The following is a 17,549-nucleotide window of genomic DNA, read 5'->3' on the forward strand; positions in this document are numbered from 1 at the left end:
CCAATACTGATGGAACGCCAGAACTCACTTGAGATGGCCGCGATGAGGCGCATGCTTGCGAAATAGGCAGCATTGCAAGCATCAATTGAAATAGCATTCTCATAAGCCCAACACCAGAATTGAGCCGCGTGCGTTAGCACGTCGGCTCGAATGAAAAGTTAGGCATTGACACCCAACAGGAGCAAGCGCAATGCATTCCATACCCGCTCAAAAGCTTCGGTCGTGCTACTCGCCGGAGTAGTCTCATAAGACGACCAACCGGAAAATAGCTTGCGCCCATCAAAACTAACTCTAATGACCTTTGTCTCGGGATCAACATATATGCGCTCATCAACGTTTTCAGGAAGGCTCTTCATCAGCTCAGAAGCTTCAGCCACAAGGGAGTGAACCTGATCCTGGCCAACGTTTCGAACAACCTTGATGACTTCTATTGAGCGAATGTCCGCTGCACCAATGTTGTATTGCTCCTCAACAACAGAGCCATCTTCCTTCAGCATGAGTTCCCAAGTGTGTGCGCCCGTTCCAGAGTAGTCTTGACGAATGGAAACAAGTGACTCGTTCTCAACCGAATATGCATACGACGAAAAGGTTGCGAGAAAGACTATGCAGGCTAGCCGAATCACCATGTTTTCCGTGTCTAACACCTGAGTTAAGCCGCGCCGCGAAGCGGCGTCGGCTTGGACGAATTGTTAGGCCTCATGGCGACACAGCCACGATGACCAAAGCACAGCAATAAGCGAGCCGACGCTGCTGCCGATTGCGATAAAGAATATAGCTCGGGCAAGACGCGCGCCTGCTAGAGCGTCCGTGGCGAACCACTGGAGTGCAATGACGATGGGCATGAACGGTAGAAGCGCCATGCAGACAATCCCCAACGAGCCGCATGCAACGCCCAGAGCCCGGGGCGCGCCGGGACGATCGTCCAGCATCGAAAAAGCTTCGTAGTTGACCGCAGCACTCAGAATGACGGCCACTGCGATACCAATCCAGAAGACGACGAGGTGATTCATCTGAGGCCTAACACTGGAAATAAGCCGCCGCGTTAGCGGTCGGCTTGATTGACTGGTTAGAGGGCAGCATCTGAAACGCCGAGCCTGACCAACCCATTGAGATATAGCTGCTCCGCAGTCCTCTTCTCGATCGTAAGACGTCGCCACTCCGAGAGAATTTCTATTGCTGCTACGAGAGTTTCTGCAGAGTTCTGTTCATTCTCTTTAAGGCCCGTTTTAGCAGAGAGGAATGCCCACGTTTCTCCGAAACCAAGAGGACAAAATCGCTCGACACAATGGCGCAAGCTCACATACTTCAAGCCAATTGGCGAAGTCATATCTCTAACAATGTTGGCCTCCGAATTGAAGCTCATTTTGACCTCTAACTACTATTAGACCCCACAATGGGATCTATTCCTTAAGCCTATCATGGCCATTCCGGCAAAACATGTAACAAGTTTTCCTCCGGAATCAATCGGTTCCAGCTATCGTGCGGCCTAATCCTGCGGTCTAATCCTGGGACAAATCCCGTGCTCGGCCCGGCGCAGGGTCACGCGTGCCTTGAAGGCGCGCAGCAAGGTGCTGTAGCGATCGTGGTTCTATCGCCCCGAACCCTACTCCGCGGCGCCCATTTCAAGGGGCGCCCATATCTCAGCCCGATTCCGTCCTGCCTGCTTGGCCTTGTACAGCGCGTCGTCGGCCTGGCGCAGCAGGTCTTCGAGGCCGGTGGCGGTTGTGGAAATGGCTATGCCGAGACTCACGGTCAGGCGGATTTCGCGGCCATCGGACAGGATCACGGTGAGATCAGCCAGTCTGGCGCGCAGGCGTTCGGCAGTAGCGACGGCTTCCGTCTGTGGCATGGCCGGCAGCAGGATCACGAATTCTTCGCCGCCCCAGCGGGCTATCAGGCCGTCGCTGCTAACGAGATCGCGCAGGCATTCGGCCACCGCGACCAGGGTGCGGTCGCCGGCGTCGTGGCCGTGCTGGTCGTTGATGGACTTGAAGTGATCGATATCGAGCATGATCACGGCCAGCGGCGTTGCAGCGCTCGAGGCGGTCTTCAGCGCGGGCAAGGCGCGGTCGAGGAAGCCGCGTCGATTGAGCAGGCCGGTCAGTGGATCGTGCTGGGCCAGTTGCAGGGCGCGCACGCGGCCTTCCCGGTCGCGGCGCAGGCGCAGGCCGAGGGCGAGCGCCCAGATCGAGGCCTCCGTCATCACGCCGATCTCGATGGCGCGGAACGTAACGGCGTTGAACGGCAACTTGCCCATCACCGCCAGCGTCGCAACCATGGCGCCGATCATGCTGATCAGCGAGGCGACAAGGAAGAGCTTGGCCTGGTCCTGGCGATGGCGAACGCCGAGCACGCCGAAGGCCACCATCAGCAGGGTGAAAGCCATGATGTAGGCGAAGGCGAAATCGACCGCCGGCCCCTGCGCATTGGCGACTACGAAGATGGCCATCGCGGCCAGCGCCAGGCGGACCAGCCAGGCCAGCGTACGATCCAGGCGCGGCGCCCACTGACGCATGCGCAGGAACTGACGCGCGAAGGCGATGCCGGAACTGGCGAACAGGGTCATGCCAACCAGGATCGCGAAGCGGCCGATCGCCGGCGAATCGGGCCACAGCGCGTGTGCCGCGATGCCCGAATAGGCCAGATGCATGTACAGGTAGCTCGCGACATAGGCGACGTAGCGCAGCAGGCTGGTTTCGCGCAGGGTCAGCCAGAGCAGGCCGTAGGTGACCACGAGTGCGAGCAGGAACCCGTGTACGAGGCCGAGCCAGTGCTGGGCGGCACCCTCGAGCTCGCTGGCGTCGGCCAGGGCCACGATGCGTGGCGCCAGGGCCACCGAATCGACACTGTCGACGCGCAAGAACAATTCGCTCGGGCCGGGCGGCAGCGACGCGTCGAAAGCGAAGCCAATACCCGGACGCAGGTAGTGCGAGGGCGATCGCTCGTCGCCGCCCTGCCAGTGCAGGCGGATCTCACCCGCACGAATCAGCCAGGCATCGACGCGATCGGTCCAGCCTTCGGCGACATAGATGCGGTAGTCGCGCGCTGCCGGCTGGGTATTGTCGATGGCGAAGTGCAGCCAGCGCGGGGGTGAGCGATTGCCGAGGTTGGGAATGTCGACCGTCGAGCGCCGGAAATCACCGGCGGCCAGGTGCGCCCGCGCCTGCTCCAGCGTCAGCGGCTGTCCGGGCTGCTCATCGAGCAGCAGCGCATAGCGGCCGAGTGGGCTGGCCGGATCGGCGAATGGTGACAATTCGGGCGTCGTTGTCGACCCGACCTGGGCCGGCTCGACGCCGACCACGCTGCCGGCCCCGAGGCGAACCTGCTGCGCCATGGCAGGCGTCGCCGCGAGCATCGCGATCATCATGATCGCCAGGAGCGCTCGTTCGCGTCCCGGCCATCGCCCGCCTGACCTGATGTGCATCCGCCCTCCCTCCGCCCGCGCGCCCGCATCGCGCTACCCGTGGATCCGGTGTCCTGCCCTCGAGGGAGCTTCCCGCTTCAGGCCTGCCGGTGATGGTGCCACGTCGGGCCGCTCCGGGGACAAATTGGCCGCCGACAGAGGCTTTCAGGCCCAAATCTGGCGCGATTGATGCATGATAGTTCACACCCGCTGTAAGGTTACAGCTGCAACCATCGATCAAGGAGCATCCATGCTCGGCCCAGCACTTCTCTTCACCGCCGCGCTCTTCTCTTTCGGACGATTCGGACCCAACAACATGGTCCAGGTCGAAAAGGTTGGCGAGCAGGCCCGCATTACCGCCTATGGCGACACCCAGATCGTCAAGATCACCGCCGAAGACTTCGAACTCGAGGACTGCCGCGAGGTCCTGCGCGATGGACTGCGTCCCGGTCGCTGCCTGTTCTCGAACGGCGGACTGATCACGGTCAGTCTCGACCCGAACGGCACGCGCCTGCGCTTCGAGGGGACCGGCAAACAGAACTTCGTCGAATACGTGACCAACCTGAAGGGTCGGGCCGACGCCGCCAAGGCCATGTCGCCCTGATGCTTTCAATGGTCTTTCTGGCGGCCCGCTGACCTGCCGTCACCCTCGATCTGCCGGGGGTAGGCGGCCGGGCTTCATGCCGGGGATTCATCGCTCGTTGGTGATGGCAGGAAGGATCGCTTGCCGCTCCGCCCGCGCCCATCGTCTGCCTCGCGCTGACGGATAGCGTTCGCGACTGCGCGTTCGGCCATGCCTTCGTGCAGGGGAATCCCGATGCAGCGTCGAATCGCGGAACCGGGACGGCGCGGCCACGCTGCAAATCCGGATCAGGAGCCCGTAGACTGCCGACACGCCGGACCGCCGTGGTCGGGCATCTGGGGAAAACAACAATGAAGCACGGTTTGCTATTTTGCGCGCTGCTCCTGCTGGCACCGGCCAGCGTCCTGGCCCAGAAGCCGGGTGACTGGGTGCTCGGCAAGTGGCGGGATGGCGAGTTCTGGTTTCCTGGTGTCGTGCAAAGCCGCGACGGCGGAACGATCACCATCGCCTACGATGACGGCACCCATGAAACGGTAGCGCTGAACAAGGTCCGTCCGTACGACTGGACCCTCGGCAGCCGCGTCGAGTGTCGCTGGTCCGGCGGCAAGGCCTGGTATGCCGGCGCGATCACCGGCCTCAGCAAGGACGGCACCCAGATCGACGTGAAATACGACGACGGCGACCGCGAACGCATCGCGACGGGTGGCTGCCGATCGCGATAGGCAATTGCCGCATTGCGGCGAACCCTTGCTGGGGAGCCCGCAGCGAAACAAACCATGTCGGGCGCCTGCAACGCAGCGCCCACTGGCACGGGCGCGAGGTTCACCGGCGCACGTTCAGTTCCGGCGATCCACGAGGCTGTCCAGCACAGCCCTGAACGTACCTCGCTGGAGGTCATGGGCGCGCGGCGTGCCGACCATCGTTGCAACCAGCAGGCAGTGCGCATTCCGGCTCATGGCAAGAGTGCGGCGGACCTGGGTTCCGGCCGCATTCCGGGAGGTGGTTTCGGCGATTCGCCATCCGAGCCCGGCGTGCTTTTCCACAACCGGCCGCGCAGATTCAGAGACGATCCCCTGCGCTTCGAACGCGCTGTCCGTCGCTTCGATGACATCGTCCATTTCTCCGGCAATGTCGATGGACTTGCCTTCAACGAGCGTCGTGCATCCGATTTCAAGGATGACGGTTCCTGCCTCATCATCGCGACGGCCACGCGTGCGAACACCCCTGTCGAGGTCCTCTGCCGCCGAGGAAACTCCCTCGAGTCTTGCAACGGACCAACCGGCCGGAAAGGAAATCGAAAACGGCCAGGGTTCGGCGGCGCTGGCACGCCCGAACGAGGAAATGACGGCGATGACCACGATGGCGGCGGCATAGACCAGGCCGAAGCGTAGCCATGTCCATTCCGGCTCCCTGTTGCGGGCCAGCAACCAGCTCGCCAGCGCCGCACATCCGGTCAATGCGAGCAGGCGCCCCAACGCTTCGCCTGCGCCATCGCTGCTGCGGGGAGGCCCAAGAACGCCGAACAGGACAGCGATCGCCAAACCCAGACCGACCATCCAGAGCACCAACGCCTGCCTTGCCGGTTTGGACATGATCGCTCTCCCTCCTGCGGGTGACTGTCGCGCCGAAGCTCGGACGATGACGACGCTTGCCGACCCGCTCGCCCTGTCGTGCCTTGGTTCAATACGCGATCCGGCGAGCGACATGGACATTCGGCCGACGCCAATGGCGTCGGCCAACCGAGACGGCCGGTCACCATCGATCGGGCACGTTGCAGCCGTGCCGCAGCGCGAGCTTCGTGCCCTCTTCCTCGGCCAAAACGATGGCACCGGCCTGCGCGGGGCCCGATGCGAATGCCGGTGGGTCCCCCGATCTTCCGCGATTGCTGCGCGGGGCAGCCGTCATTCCACCCAGACGTCGTCATCCATGGCGAGCCGGCCCGGCTCCATCGTGGTGCCGTAGACGCCGAGACAACCCTGGCGATCGCGGGCCACCGTGCGAAGAATATGGGTATCGCGTTGCGCCGTTTCGGGATCGATCGTGATGATGGCGCAGCGACCATCGCGCTTGTCCACGCGCATGCGCATGCTGCCGATGCGCAAGGTGCGACCGACCCAGGCATCTTCGGCAAATGCCGCGTCGTCGAGCGTTTCGATCAGCAGGTTCGGACGGAACCTGCGCACGTCCAGCGTCTGGCCCACGCTCCGGCCGAGCTGGGCGATGGTCTGGGTGCTGATCAGCGACAACGGAAACGTATCGAAGACACCGCGGTCCTGCTTGATGGCCCGCACGCCGTCGGGACTCAGTTCCGCCGCCAGCGCGGGATCGGCGACATCGAAGTCGTAACCCGAGGGTGTTCTCACGTTGACCCGGGACTTGTCGGGACGGTCGGCATCGACGAACGACGGGGAATACCGATGCATGTCGTTGCGTTCGCGAATCGTCAGCCAGGGGAACCCACTTTGCACGACGTTATTTCGAACAAAGGCCCAGCGACGGTCACCCGCGAGGCCATGCCAGGAAACATCAGCCACGGACAGCGCTTCGCCTGCCATCGACTTGACCGGGTAGCGCCACAGTCCGACGACCCGACCCACGTGCCGGCCACATTCAGAGCGATTCATGATGCACCTCCAGATAGAGGCGCCCTTACTCTGGGAACCGACGTCGAGCGTGGCGGACCGGGTCCGCTGCAGCGCCTCTCGACGAGGGGTGCGCGCCTTGGCGCGACGGAAGTAAGGCGTTCAGGAAATCACGGAGATGCGTTCGCGTCAAGCATTGTCCACGGATGTCATGCGATCGATGGTGCGCGATCGTCCTTCGACTTTGCGGCGCTGCTCTCTGGGCGAACGGGGTGATTTTGTCGGTGCGGGCCGGGCGCTGATGCGTCTTTCTTGTTTGTTGCGCGGCCGGCGCGGATGGAGGCCCTTCGACTTCGCTTCGCTACGCTCAGGACGAACGGAAGTGAGGAGCTCTTGTTGTTCCTTCTCCCGCTGGCGGGAGAAGGTGCCCGGAGGGCGGATGAGGGTGGGCTTTTGATCTTGGGATTGCTGCTCCGCCCGTCCACCCTCACCAGCCTGTCGGCAGCCTCTCCCGCCGGCGGGAGAGGCATTCCAGGTTGGGGTTGTTGGGAAACTGTCCTTCGACTTCGCTGCGCTACGCTCAGGACGAACGGAGTTCTTTACGGGTTGGGGGCTGGCCTCCGCCAGGTTCCCTTTGCTGTGCGCCTGGCATCAGCGCTCTTGCGATGTGCCCCGGTCCGGCGACGTGCCGGACCGGGGATCGTTTCTCACTTCGCCTTTACCGCATCCTTCGTGCGTGGGGCGACGAAATCCGCCATGACCGATTTCTTCAGTACGGCCGGTGGCAGCAGGCCCTGGGCGAGGATGAAATCGTGGTAGGCGCGTGCATCGAATTTCTCGCGCAGGGCCAGTTCGGTCTGCGCGCGCAGGGCCTGCAGCTTGTTGTAGCCGTAGTAGTAGGCCGTCGCCTGACCCGGCGAGCGGAAGGTGTAGCGATCGATTTCGGTCTGCGCGTTGGAATCGTCCTCGACCACGTCGTCCATCAGCACGCGCTTGGCCTCGGCCGGGGTCACCAGGCCCAGGTTGATGGCCGGATCGAGCCAGATGCGGGCGGCGCGCAGCAGTCGGTCCTGCAGTGAGGCGAGTTGGCCGTCGAGCGGCATGTAGGGCTTGGTGATCGACTCGGCATACAGGGCCCAGCCTTCGACATTGGCCGAATTGAAGGCGAACAGGGCACGTGCCGTCGACACGCCACCACGCAGCATCGTGGTGAACTGCATTTCGTGGCCGGGCCGCGCTTCGTGCGCCGCCAGCGTCCACATCATGGCCGGAAACGCGTAGTCGCTGTCCGGCCAGCTGCCGTCCTTGTTCTGCTCGATCTTCGGGACGATGAACTCGGGGTATTCGCCGGTGTTGCCGATCAGGCGCGGGATGTCCAGATGCGCGGCCGGTTGCTCGGCGGTCTCGGCGGCGGTCGCCATGCGCACGCGGGCGGGCTCGTTCGGCAAGGTGGCGAGCTTCTCGCGCTGGATGATCCGGTCGATCTCCTCCATCACCGAGCGGTATCTGGCCAGCAGGGCATCGCCGTGGATCTGGTCCTTCTTGAGGCGCTTGATCACCTCGCGATAGTCGCGCGTGTCCCAGCCCTTCTCCTTGGCCACCAGCGGCGCCAGCGCCATCATCTCGTTGCGGATGTCCATGAAGCCGACCTGGCCCATGGCCATGAGGTCCTCGGGCGAAGCATCCACGCCGTAGTTCTTGAGCTGCAGTTCGTAGAGTTCGCGCGGCAGCATCGAGCTGGCCCGGGTCTTCGGCAGGATCGTCACGCGCACCCACTCGTTGTAGTCGCGCAACTGCTTCTGCAGCAGGGCCAGCGAATCCTGCCAGCCGTCCAGGCCGCTGGCCTGGAACAGCTGCTCGAGGCCGACGATCATCTTCGCCGAATCCTCGAGGTCCTTCTCGACTTCGCCGCGGTACGGCTCGATCAGGTCCTTGACGCCCATGCGCTCGGTCAGGCGCAGCTTGGCCTGCTCGACGAACGGCTGGAATCCTTCGGCTTCGCCGGTATATTTCTTCAGGCGCACCAGGGCGGCCTTGCGGCGCTCCATCGGCACCTGCTTGTCGAGCTGGCCGCGGAACCCGGCGAAGATCAGACCCGTGATGTTGCCGTAAGGAACGACGCGGTCGTAGTTGACCTGGGTCGACTCGATGTTGTCCTTCTGCGACTGGATCATGATCTGCAGATCCTGCGCGACGCGCGGATCGGTCTCCTTGGCCAGATGTCCTTCGAGCATGTCGATGCTTTTCTGCGCGGCGGCGATCTGGCGCTGGGCGAGGTTCTCGCCAAGATCGAAGATCTTCTCGTCGAATCCGCTCACGCCGGTTCGGCTCGAAAACTCCGGCGCGAAGCTGGCCTGGGATTCGAGGACCTGGTAGGCAATCTCGTTGGATCGCTTGACCCAGTCCTGGTCGTCCTTGGCGAAACCGGTGCACGGCCCCAGCATCGCTCCGGCCAGCAGGCCGGCAAACATTACATTCCTCAACATGATCGTTCCCGTCCTGAATAGAGGCGCAATGCTAGGCCCCTGCAGTGCCGGCCACACGGGTAGAAGGTCATTGCCCGACCGACCATCGCCTTCCGCCCGGCTGGCGCTGCCCGACGGCATCCCTGGCACCCCCTGAAACCCGGGATTGGCGGGCGAATTCCCTGCCCTTCGGCGCCCGCAAATGGTCCCGGCTTCAGGCGAAAGCCGATTTTCTGCCCCTGAGGTTTGTTTGATCTGGATCAAGTCGGGATCCGATGGCGCGGCGCCCAATCCCGTGCACGCAAGTCGACACAGATGTCCATCGAGATGGGCCCGCAGGCGCGGTGGTCGTAACGGGAGACCGCTTGCCGGAGGCGATGGACGACCAACCAACCGAGGCCACGACGAACGACGCGGCCACCGGTCGGGCCAATTCCCGCACTGCGCACGGACTGCGCCAGCGAAGGAGATTGCAGATGTTCCTCATGAAGTCGCGCGAGTGGTTGATCCCCATGGCGATCCTCGGACTTGGGCTGGTGTTCCCGGCCGGCGCCCGCGCCGGGGTGGATATCGAAGCTGCGAAGGCACTGGCTCGCCAGAACAACTGCTTCAAGTGCCACGGCATCTCCAAGGAAAAGGACGGGCCCGCCTACACCGCGGTCGCGGAAAAGTACCGCGGCAAGGAAAACGCCGAGGCCCGCCTGATCGAACACATCACCTCGGGCGAGAAAGCCAAGTTTCCGGACGGGCATGAGGAAGCGCACAAGATCGTGAAGACTTCGCCACCCGACGACATGGCGCAGATAAAGAACCTGATCGACTGGATCCTGTCGCTCTGAGCGCCGCCTGGGGAGCGGAGCCTGGGCTCCGCCGGATGGGGGCGCGCTGGCGCGGTGATCGCACAACGCATCACGAACAACGGGGATCGCCATGAAACGAGGACGGACGGTTGCACTGCTCGGTGCGGCGCTGGGCTTCGCCGCGGCCATGTGCTCGCCGGCGATCCAGGCCGATGAAACAACTCCGACCCGAGTTGGGCAGGACGCGGTCTGCACGCGCTGCCACGACGAGTCGGAGACCAAGCCCATCCTTGCCATGTACCAGACGCCGCACGGCGTCACCGCAGATGGGCGCACGCCAAGCTGCCAGTCCTGCCACGGCGCAAGCGCCGGTCATGTTGCCGGCGATACCGAGGGCAAGGGACGTCCGGCCCCGGATGTCATCTTCGGATCGAAGCACACGCCGGCCGGCTATCAGCCCAGCGACCCGCTGGTCCAGACCGAGGCCTGCCTGACCTGCCACAAGGAAGGCTTGCGCACGCACTGGTCGGGCAGCCAGCACCAGCTCGGCGATGTCGTCTGCAGCAACTGCCATACGGTGCATGCGGCCAACGACCCGATGCTGGTCAAGATCCTTCAGCCTGAAGTGTGTTTTGGCTGCCACAAGGAACAGCGGGCGCAAACCAAACACATCTCCACGCATCCGCTCGACGCCGGCAAGATGGCCTGTTCGGATTGCCACAATCCGCACGGTTCCTCCGGGCCCAAGCTGCTCGTGAAGAATACGGTCACCGAAACCTGCCTGACCTGCCATGCCGAAAAGCGCGGACCGTTTCTCTGGGAGCACCAGCCGGTCAATGAAGACTGCACGAATTGCCATACCCCGCACGGCTCGAACATCTCGGCGTTGCTGAAGTCGAGGCCACCCTTCCTCTGCGACGAGTGCCACGACGGTCCGCACAACAGCCAGGCTCCTTACGGCACCGCCGTCGGCGGTATCCAGGGCGGCGGCGCGTTGGCCGGAGGCAGTCCCAACTCGAATGCCGTGGGTCGGGCGTGCATGAACTGCCATGTCATGGTCCATGGGTCGAATTCGCCAACCGGCGCATTCCTGCATCACTAGAGCGCACTCCCGGGGGGTCGCCATGCACACCGAAAGCAAGCAATTGACCGTCAAAGCCGTTTCCCTGGCGATACGTGCAGCCCTGCTGCTGTTCGTCGGTGCATCGCCGCTTGTCCAGGCTCAGGCTCTCGATGCGGAGAACGAGGATGTCCACGCACTGATCTATCCGCTCAACTGGCTCGAGATCGGCGTGCTGAACGTGCCGACGGATTCGCCGAAATTCGGCGAATACAACGGGCTCTATCGTTCGGGTGCCTACCTGTTGGCCAATTTCGACATTCGCGGCGGCGATGCCTACCGCCAGGACGGCGGCACGACGCGCTGGCAAGTGAGCGGAATCGATCTCGGTACGACCTCGCGCAATCTGCAAGCGCACATCGCACAGCAGGGCGTCTGGAATTTCGGCGTGTCCTTCGATCAGTTGCGCCACTACACGACCGATGGCTCCTACCAGACGCCGTTTCTCGGATCGCCCGGCGACAACCTGTTCGTCCTGCCGCCGTCGTTCGGCGTCATCAACACGACCACGACGGCCTCGGGCGGTGTGATCACCAGCGAGAATCGCGGCACGCAGTCGCTCACCGCATCCCAGCAGGCGGCGTTCCATGACGAGAACATCTACAGCGAGCGTCGCAACACGGGCTTCAGTGCCGGCTATCGCATGAATGCGCAGTGGGCCGTGCAGTTCGACTTCAAGCGCCTCGACCAGTCCGGGGCCAAGCTGATCGGCTCGGGTACCGATGCCTACGACCTCTCCGACGCAGGTGGTTTCAACTATCGTGGCGAACGCATCGCGATCCTGATGAATCCGACCGAGTACAAGACCGACACGCTCAATCTGGCCCTGAACTGGACCGGACGCAAAGGCTTCGCGAGCCTCGGCTATTTCGGTTCGATGTTCCACGATGACTACTCGGGCGTGACCTGGTCGAATCCGTTTGTCACCGGCGGAACCGGCGACCAGCCCAATCCCGCGCCCGGAACGTCGCCGGGCGATGCCTTTCCGCTCAGCACGATGAGCACGCCGCCGGACAACCAGTTGCACCAGTTGAACCTGAGCGGCGGCTACCTGTTCAGCCCGTCGACCAAGCTGACCGGCGCCTTCTCCTACGCGCGCAACACGCAGGACGCCAGCTACGACGGAACCTACACCCTGGTGCCCGATACGGCCGAGAACCTTCCGGTCAATTCGCTCGATGGACTGGTCGTGCTGACCCATGCCGACCTGAAACTGACCCACCAGGCCGGCAAGGCCCTGAGCTTCGCCGCGGGACTCCGCTACAACGAACGCGACAATCGCACCGCCTCGCGCGAATACACGTTTCTCGACCTGGGTGGCGAAGAATTGACTGCGGTCAACATCCCGATGAGCAATCGCCGGCTCCAGTTCGACATGGGCGCCGACTACCGGTTCGGCTCGCACCAGCACCTGCATCTCGGCTACGAATACGATCGCATCCATCGCTGGTGCGGCAATGACCTGGCCAACAACGCACAGGGCGAACTGTCCGATACCAATGCCGGGTATTACACCAATGCCTCCTGCGTGCAGGTGCCGAAGAACGAGGAGAACCGCCTCGTCGCGACCTGGCGGGCCCGACTCGGCGAAACGGTCGACCTGAATGCCGGCTTCACCCACGGCCGGCGCAAGGCCGAGGTCAACGATTCTTTCTACAACCCGATGCAGGCCAACGACCAGGGTTTCGAGAACTTCGGTTATCTCGCCTTCTTTGCTGCTTCACGCAGCCAGAACCTGTTCAAGGCCGGCGTCACCTGGCAGGCGACGGACCAGTTCACACTGGGGTTGAACGGGCGCCGCACCAACGACGACTACGATTCCACCCTGGGCGTGCAGAAGGGCCACAGTTCGAGCGCCAACCTGGACGCGAACTTCAGCTACTCGGAAACCGGCGCGGTCGCCGCCTACGTGAGCTGGCAGCGTCGCTCCCGCGACCTCCTGAGCGCGAGTGGACGCAACGCCGTCGCGTTGCGCGACACATTGTGGAGCAACAATTTCGGCGACCGCGACCACACTCTCGGAATCAGCGGCACGCAGAAGGCATTGATGGGTGGCAAGCTGGACCTCACCGAGGAGCTCAACTATTCGTCGAGCACCTCGCGTTATGTCACCGACCTCGTGCAGAACATCAATCCGGCGGTCGGCAATTCCGGCAGTTCCCCGGACATCCAGGCGAAGACCACGCAACTCAGGTTCATTGGCGCCTATCGGCTCAATGCCTCGTCGAGCCTGCTGGCCGGCTATCTGTACCAGCGCCTGAAATCGACTGACTACTTCTACAACGCCTACCAATTGGGATTCACCCCCACCACCTTGTTGCCCACCAACCAGCAGGCGCCGAACTACTCGGTCAACAGCGTGTTTGTCGCCTATCGCTACAGCTTCCGCTAGATGGGTGCGCCCTGCAGCTCGTGCAGCCGCTCCCATTTGGCGCAGGACCGAACCATGAGCAAGCAGGCACCCGGCATGATCCGTCGCTTCTGGCGATTCCTGCGCAAGCCCAGCGCACGCTATTCCCTGCTGACCCTGCTGCTGGTCGGATTCTTCGGCGGCATCATTTTCTGGGGCGGCTTCAATACCGGCATGGAAGCGACCAACACGCTCGAGTTCTGCATCAGCTGCCATGAGATGCGCGACAACGTGTATCAGGAATACAAGGAGACCGTTCACTACAGCAATCGCTCCGGCGTGCGCGCGATCTGCTCGGACTGCCACGTGCCGCATGCGTGGACGCCGAAGATCGTCCGCAAGATCCAGGCAAGCAAGGAGTTGTGGGGAAAGCTGACCGGATTCATCGACACGCCGGAGAAATTCGAGGCGCACCGGATGGAACTGGCGACCCACGAATGGGCACGCATGAAAGCGGCGAATTCGCAGGAGTGCCGCAACTGCCACCACTTCGACGCCATGAGCGGCGAAGCCCAGCGCCAGTCGGTGTATTCCAAGCACATGGCGGCAAGCGAGGCCGGCCAGAGTTGCATCGACTGCCACAAGGGCATTGCCCATCATCTACCGAAGGAATACCGGGATCCCGATGAGGAAGAGTAGCGGCGCGAACAGGCTTGCCGGGCTGCCTCGATGAAGCACCCCTGAAGTTTGCGGCCCCTATTCCGTGGTCTTATCGCGCACGGCCAGGATGTCGCCGACGGCGCTCGCAGGGAAGACGGCGATCCTGATCGGGCTGGATCCGTCATTGTGCCCCTCATGCAAGGCATCGATGACTTCGGCGAAGGAGACGCGTGGATTCAGGTGCCAGCCCGTCCTTGCGCCCGGCGCAATCTCGAAGGGAAGTCCGTTGAGCTCGGCCTTGCCACCGGGATAGTCGATGGGCTGGCCGTGCCGGGTGGTTTCCGCCTTCAGCAACGGTGTGACCTTGACCGCATCCATGCGCTCGAGTGCGATTACCTGCGGTCCGGACCGATCCGGCGTGAAGCGAAGCGGATTGCCGGTGCGGGATGCTGCGCAGAACGGATGGTAGGATCAATTTCCGGGACACCCAACAGGGGAATCGAATGATCCATCGACTTGCCTCGGCCTTCGGCGCCTGCCTCTTTGCCTTGCTCATCGCGCACGACGCGCTTGGCGCCGACACGGCGAAAAAGCCGGAAGCGCCGGAATCGAAGGCCGAGAACACGATCCCCGAAGGGAAAGTCTTCGTCACCCATCACAAGGGCCGTGTCGGCGCGGCGGCGATCAGCTACACGGCGACCGCCGGGACGATGCAGATGAAGAACGACAAGGACGAACCGGTCGCCCTGTTCGGTTTCACCGCCTATGCCCGCGATGGTGTCGACCCGCGCACGCGCCCGATCGTGTTCGCCTACAACGGCGGCCCCGGATCGGCGTCGGCGTGGCTGCACATGGGCATCCTGGGCCCGAAGCGCACCGTGATCGATGACCTCGCCTACAACACGCGCGGTCCGTTCCGGATCGTCGAGAATGAATATTCGATCCTCGACGTCGCCGACCTCGTCATGATCGACCCGATCGGTACCGGATTTTCACGGACGATCGGAAAAGGCGAAGGCAAGGACTTCTGGGGCGTCGACCAGGATGTGACGTCGGTTTCGAACTTCATCGTGCAGTATCTCTCGGAATACGGCCGCTGGTCGTCGCCCAAGTTCATCCTGGGCGAAAGCTACGGTGGCATGCGTACCGGCGGTGTCAGCTTCGCCCTGCTGACCCGGCACAATGTCGCCTTGAATGGCGTGATCCTCGTATCGCCCTATATGGATGTCGCGGCCGGATTCGCAGGCCTGCGCGTCGACGAGCCCTACGTCAATTTCCTGCCGACCTTCGCCTCCACCGCCTGGTATCAGCACGCGCTGAAGGACCGGCCCGAACAGTTGCAGCCGTTTCTGCGCGAGGTCGAGGCCTTCTCCGAGGACGTCTACGCCCCGGTACTGTTCAAGGGCACCCGCGCGACCGCGGCGGAACGGCAGGCGGTGCTGACCGGTCTCGAACGCTACACCGGTATTTCGGCCGCCTACTGGGACAAGGCCAACCTGCGCCTCGACGAAGGCCGGTTCCTGCAGGAGCTGATGCGCAACAAGGGCAAGGTGATCGGACGCGTCGATTCGCGCTACGTCGGCGATACCGTCGATCCCCTGTCGGAAAGCATGCGCTATGACCCGTATTCCGCGGCGATCGCTCCGGCCATCGTGGCGACCTTCAACGATTACTACCGCGAGGATCTCAAGGTCGAGTCCGATCGCGAATACATTCTCTCCGGCGACCTCTGGATGCACTGGGACGACAGCCACGCACAACCGGACCTGCAGGGCTTCAAGTCGCCGTTCGCCAATACCGCCGTGGACCTCGCCCAGGCCCTGACCATGAATCCGAAGATGCAGGTGCTGATCCAGCAGGGCTACTTCGATCTCGCCGTGCCCTATCGGACCATCCAGTACGTGGTCGAGCACCTCGATGTCGCCCCCGAGCTGCGCGCCAACGTGCATTTCGAGTACTACGACGCCGGGCACATGATGTACGTGCACCCGCCATCGATGAAGAAGTTCAAGGACACGACCAGCGACTTCATTCATTCCAACGTGAACTAGTTTCCATCTGCGCTGGCTGAGGCATCCGACCCGGGTCCGGTCGCAATCGGGTCAGGCCGGCGCGGCGGGCGCACGTTCGGCATGGAGGAGCAACGGGGGCTGGCCCTCCATCGCGGCCTCATCCGGGGCTTGCGCGATCGCATCGAAAACCGGCAACGCAGCGTCCCCCGCGTCGGTCTGGACAGCCACGGGTTCCGCCCACTGCAAAGGCGTCAGCACGGGCAGGCCATGGGCCAGGCGGGCACGATCGCATTGCGGGCTGGGCAGTCCGTTCTCCCATGCAGCCACCAGTGCATGGCAGGGCGAAGGGCGCTGCGCATAGATCGAGCAGGCGACCTGCCGGCCGACCTCGCCGTGCAGGGCGACACAGCGCGGCGTGCGCGACTGCGTGCCGCGCATGACGACGCGATGTGGGTCGAAGGCTTCGGTCAATCCGGCCGGCGTGATGCCGCCGGTCGTGGGATCGGCCTCGGACCAGTGGAAGGCCACGCGAAAATGGGCGCAACAAGCGCCACAGGACAGACAGGGATGACCCATACGGGTTGCACCGACTCAAGCGACAACAGCGAACGCATTGCCTCCTGTGCAGGCGCCACGGGTCGCCTGTTGCAACCGATGAGCGAACGCCCTGCCGGGAATCGGCGCGGATTCTAGGGCCGGCCACGGATTCCGGCAATCCTCGATCCCTCGCACCCGGGCCCAGGCGTTCGGCGCCTGGGAGGGTCCCGCCGACCCCGCTGGCCCGGGATGTGACGCCGCCGGTCTACGACGAAGACAGCACGAAGGTGTTGCCCTCGGAATCCCTGAACTTGGCAAAGGTGCCCCAGGGCTGCCTGGTCGGTTGCTCGACGAACTCGACGCCGCGCTTTTCGAGTTGGCGAACCGTCGCCTCGACGTCGTCGCAGGCGATCGAGCCGTTGAAGAACGTGCCGATGCGGTCTTCGTGGCCGGGCGGCGTGAACAGGACGAATCGGGTCGGGGACTGGCCGATGCGCAGTTCGATCCAGCGCATGCCGGGACCCATCGGCTGGTCGGTGGCGATGGCGAAACCGAGCTTCTCGGTATAGAAGGCGAGTGCGCGGTCCTGGTCCTGGACCGGCACGCCGACGAACTTGAGGTGGGTGATCATGACGAAATCCTTGGGCTGGCGGCGAGATTTGCGCCGCGGCCTGTCGATTCTGCCCCAGCCCGAGCGTGCCTTGTAGCGACAGCTGCTATAGCATCCAGAATCATGAAGCGCTATGCCATCGAGCCCTACGTTCTTGATGTATTGCTGCCGGACCTGGTTGGCCACGATCGCCGGCCGGCCGCGTTCCTGGTCTACCTGTGCCTGCTTTGCGCATCGGAGCGCGCCGGCACGCCGTCGGTTGCCTTGAGCCTGCAGGACATCGCGGTGCGCACCGGACTCGCGAAATCCACGGTGCAGGCCGCCATTCGTCACCTGCGCCGCCGCGGCCTGGTCAGCGATGAGATCGCGGCGACGACGACGCACCCGGTTCGACGCCTGCAGAAGCCGTGGGTGCGCTGAGCGATCC

At 63.3% G+C, this 17,549-nt stretch carries 16 protein-coding genes, 1 pseudogene and 1 riboswitch; of the genes and pseudogenes, 8 read left to right on the forward strand and 9 right to left on the reverse strand.

Translation table 11 applies throughout. From position 1 onward, the window contains the following. Nucleotides 1–158: 158 nt before the first annotated feature. From BM125_RS18270 to BM125_RS18280, 3 genes are all read right to left on the reverse strand, one after another. The gene (locus BM125_RS18270; RefSeq protein ID WP_092410674.1) at nt 159–497 is read right to left on the reverse strand and encodes a hypothetical protein; all 339 of its coding nucleotides are present in this window, start codon (nt 495–497) and stop codon (nt 159–161) included. A 192-nt stretch (nt 498–689) separates the two neighbouring features. Beyond that, a complete protein-coding gene (locus BM125_RS18275; protein WP_092410676.1) occupies nt 690–1,010 on the reverse strand; it encodes a hypothetical protein in 321 nt (106 codons plus the stop codon). A gap of 593 nt (nt 1,011–1,603) precedes the next feature. Beyond that, nucleotides 1,604–3,364 (reverse strand): diguanylate cyclase, encoded by a 1,761-nt coding sequence (locus BM125_RS18280; RefSeq protein WP_175498189.1) that lies wholly within the window; start codon nt 3,362–3,364, stop codon nt 1,604–1,606. A 289-nt stretch (nt 3,365–3,653) separates the two neighbouring features. On the opposite strand from BM125_RS18280, the gene BM125_RS18285 reads away from it, so the two are divergent. Together BM125_RS18285 and BM125_RS18290 are read left to right on the forward strand one after the other, a co-directional pair. Continuing rightward, nucleotides 3,654–4,007 (forward strand): hypothetical protein, encoded by a 354-nt coding sequence (locus BM125_RS18285; protein ID WP_092410680.1) that lies wholly within the window; start codon nt 3,654–3,656, stop codon nt 4,005–4,007. A 329-nt stretch (nt 4,008–4,336) separates the two neighbouring features. Further along, nucleotides 4,337–4,708, forward strand: coding sequence for a tudor domain-containing protein (locus BM125_RS18290; protein ID WP_092410682.1), 372 nt, complete (start codon nt 4,337–4,339; stop codon nt 4,706–4,708). A 114-nt stretch (nt 4,709–4,822) separates the two neighbouring features. Here the strand turns inward: BM125_RS18290 and BM125_RS18295 are convergent, their stop codons facing one another. The 3 genes from BM125_RS18295 to BM125_RS18305 all read right to left on the reverse strand — a co-directional run bounded on the left by BM125_RS18295 (nt 4,823) and on the right by BM125_RS18305 (nt 9,054). Further along, complete coding sequence (locus BM125_RS18295; protein ID WP_139225103.1) at nt 4,823–5,698, reverse strand: DUF4946 domain-containing protein; 876 nt, start codon at nt 5,696–5,698, stop codon at nt 4,823–4,825. Between the two features lie 189 nt (nt 5,699–5,887). Further along, complete coding sequence (locus BM125_RS18300; protein ID WP_092410686.1) at nt 5,888–6,610, reverse strand: MOSC domain-containing protein; 723 nt, start codon at nt 6,608–6,610, stop codon at nt 5,888–5,890. A gap of 10 nt (nt 6,611–6,620) precedes the next feature. Further along, nucleotides 6,621–6,696, reverse strand: a riboswitch (S-adenosyl-L-homocysteine riboswitch). A 579-nt stretch (nt 6,697–7,275) separates the two neighbouring features. Further along, a complete protein-coding gene (locus tag BM125_RS18305) occupies nt 7,276–9,054 on the reverse strand; it encodes a DUF885 domain-containing protein (RefSeq protein ID WP_175498190.1) in 1,779 nt (592 codons plus the stop codon). A gap of 356 nt (nt 9,055–9,410) precedes the next feature. Between BM125_RS18305 and BM125_RS18310 the strand changes: the two genes are divergently transcribed. The 4 genes from BM125_RS18310 to BM125_RS18325 all read left to right on the forward strand — a co-directional run bounded on the left by BM125_RS18310 (nt 9,411) and on the right by BM125_RS18325 (nt 14,002). Then, nucleotides 9,411–9,872: a c-type cytochrome gene (locus BM125_RS18310; protein ID WP_217647922.1), complete on the forward strand. Its 462-nt coding sequence runs from the start codon at nt 9,411–9,413 to the stop codon at nt 9,870–9,872. A gap of 91 nt (nt 9,873–9,963) precedes the next feature. Beyond that, complete coding sequence (locus tag BM125_RS18315; protein ID WP_092410690.1) at nt 9,964–10,935, forward strand: DmsE family decaheme c-type cytochrome; 972 nt, start codon at nt 9,964–9,966, stop codon at nt 10,933–10,935. A 22-nt stretch (nt 10,936–10,957) separates the two neighbouring features. Continuing rightward, nucleotides 10,958–13,345 (forward strand): MtrB/PioB family decaheme-associated outer membrane protein, encoded by a 2,388-nt coding sequence (locus tag BM125_RS18320; protein WP_175498191.1) that lies wholly within the window; start codon nt 10,958–10,960, stop codon nt 13,343–13,345. 54 nt (nt 13,346–13,399) lie between these two features. After that, nucleotides 13,400–14,002, forward strand: coding sequence for a NapC/NirT family cytochrome c (locus tag BM125_RS18325; RefSeq protein ID WP_092410694.1), 603 nt, complete (start codon nt 13,400–13,402; stop codon nt 14,000–14,002). A gap of 57 nt (nt 14,003–14,059) precedes the next feature. On the opposite strand, the gene BM125_RS18330 is transcribed toward BM125_RS18325, so the two are convergent. Then, a complete protein-coding gene (locus BM125_RS18330) occupies nt 14,060–14,341 on the reverse strand; it encodes a cupin domain-containing protein (protein ID WP_092410696.1) in 282 nt (93 codons plus the stop codon). Between the two features lie 125 nt (nt 14,342–14,466). Here BM125_RS18330 and BM125_RS18335 point away from each other — a divergent pair, with 125 nt between their 5' ends. After that, nucleotides 14,467–16,014: a S10 family peptidase gene (locus BM125_RS18335; protein WP_175498192.1), complete on the forward strand. Its 1,548-nt coding sequence runs from the start codon at nt 14,467–14,469 to the stop codon at nt 16,012–16,014. Between the two features lie 198 nt (nt 16,015–16,212). Here the strand turns inward: BM125_RS18335 and BM125_RS18340 are convergent. Beyond that, nucleotides 16,213–16,551, reverse strand: a pseudogene (locus BM125_RS18340) (YkgJ family cysteine cluster protein); the annotation flags it as partial. Nucleotides 16,552–16,777: 226 nt separating this feature from the next. After that, a complete protein-coding gene (locus BM125_RS18345) occupies nt 16,778–17,143 on the reverse strand; it encodes a VOC family protein (RefSeq protein ID WP_092410702.1) in 366 nt (121 codons plus the stop codon). Between the two features lie 102 nt (nt 17,144–17,245). Here BM125_RS18345 and BM125_RS18350 point away from each other — a divergent pair, with 102 nt between their 5' ends. Next, nucleotides 17,246–17,542 carry a helix-turn-helix domain-containing protein gene (locus tag BM125_RS18350; RefSeq protein ID WP_092410704.1) on the forward strand — a complete coding sequence of 99 codons (297 nt, stop codon included), beginning with the start codon at nt 17,246–17,248 and terminating at the stop codon, nt 17,540–17,542. Nucleotides 17,543–17,549: the final 7 nt, after the last annotated feature.

It is taken from the genome of Dokdonella immobilis, from assembly GCF_900115085.1.
Classification (GTDB): Bacteria; Pseudomonadota; Gammaproteobacteria; order Xanthomonadales; family Rhodanobacteraceae; genus Dokdonella; species Dokdonella immobilis.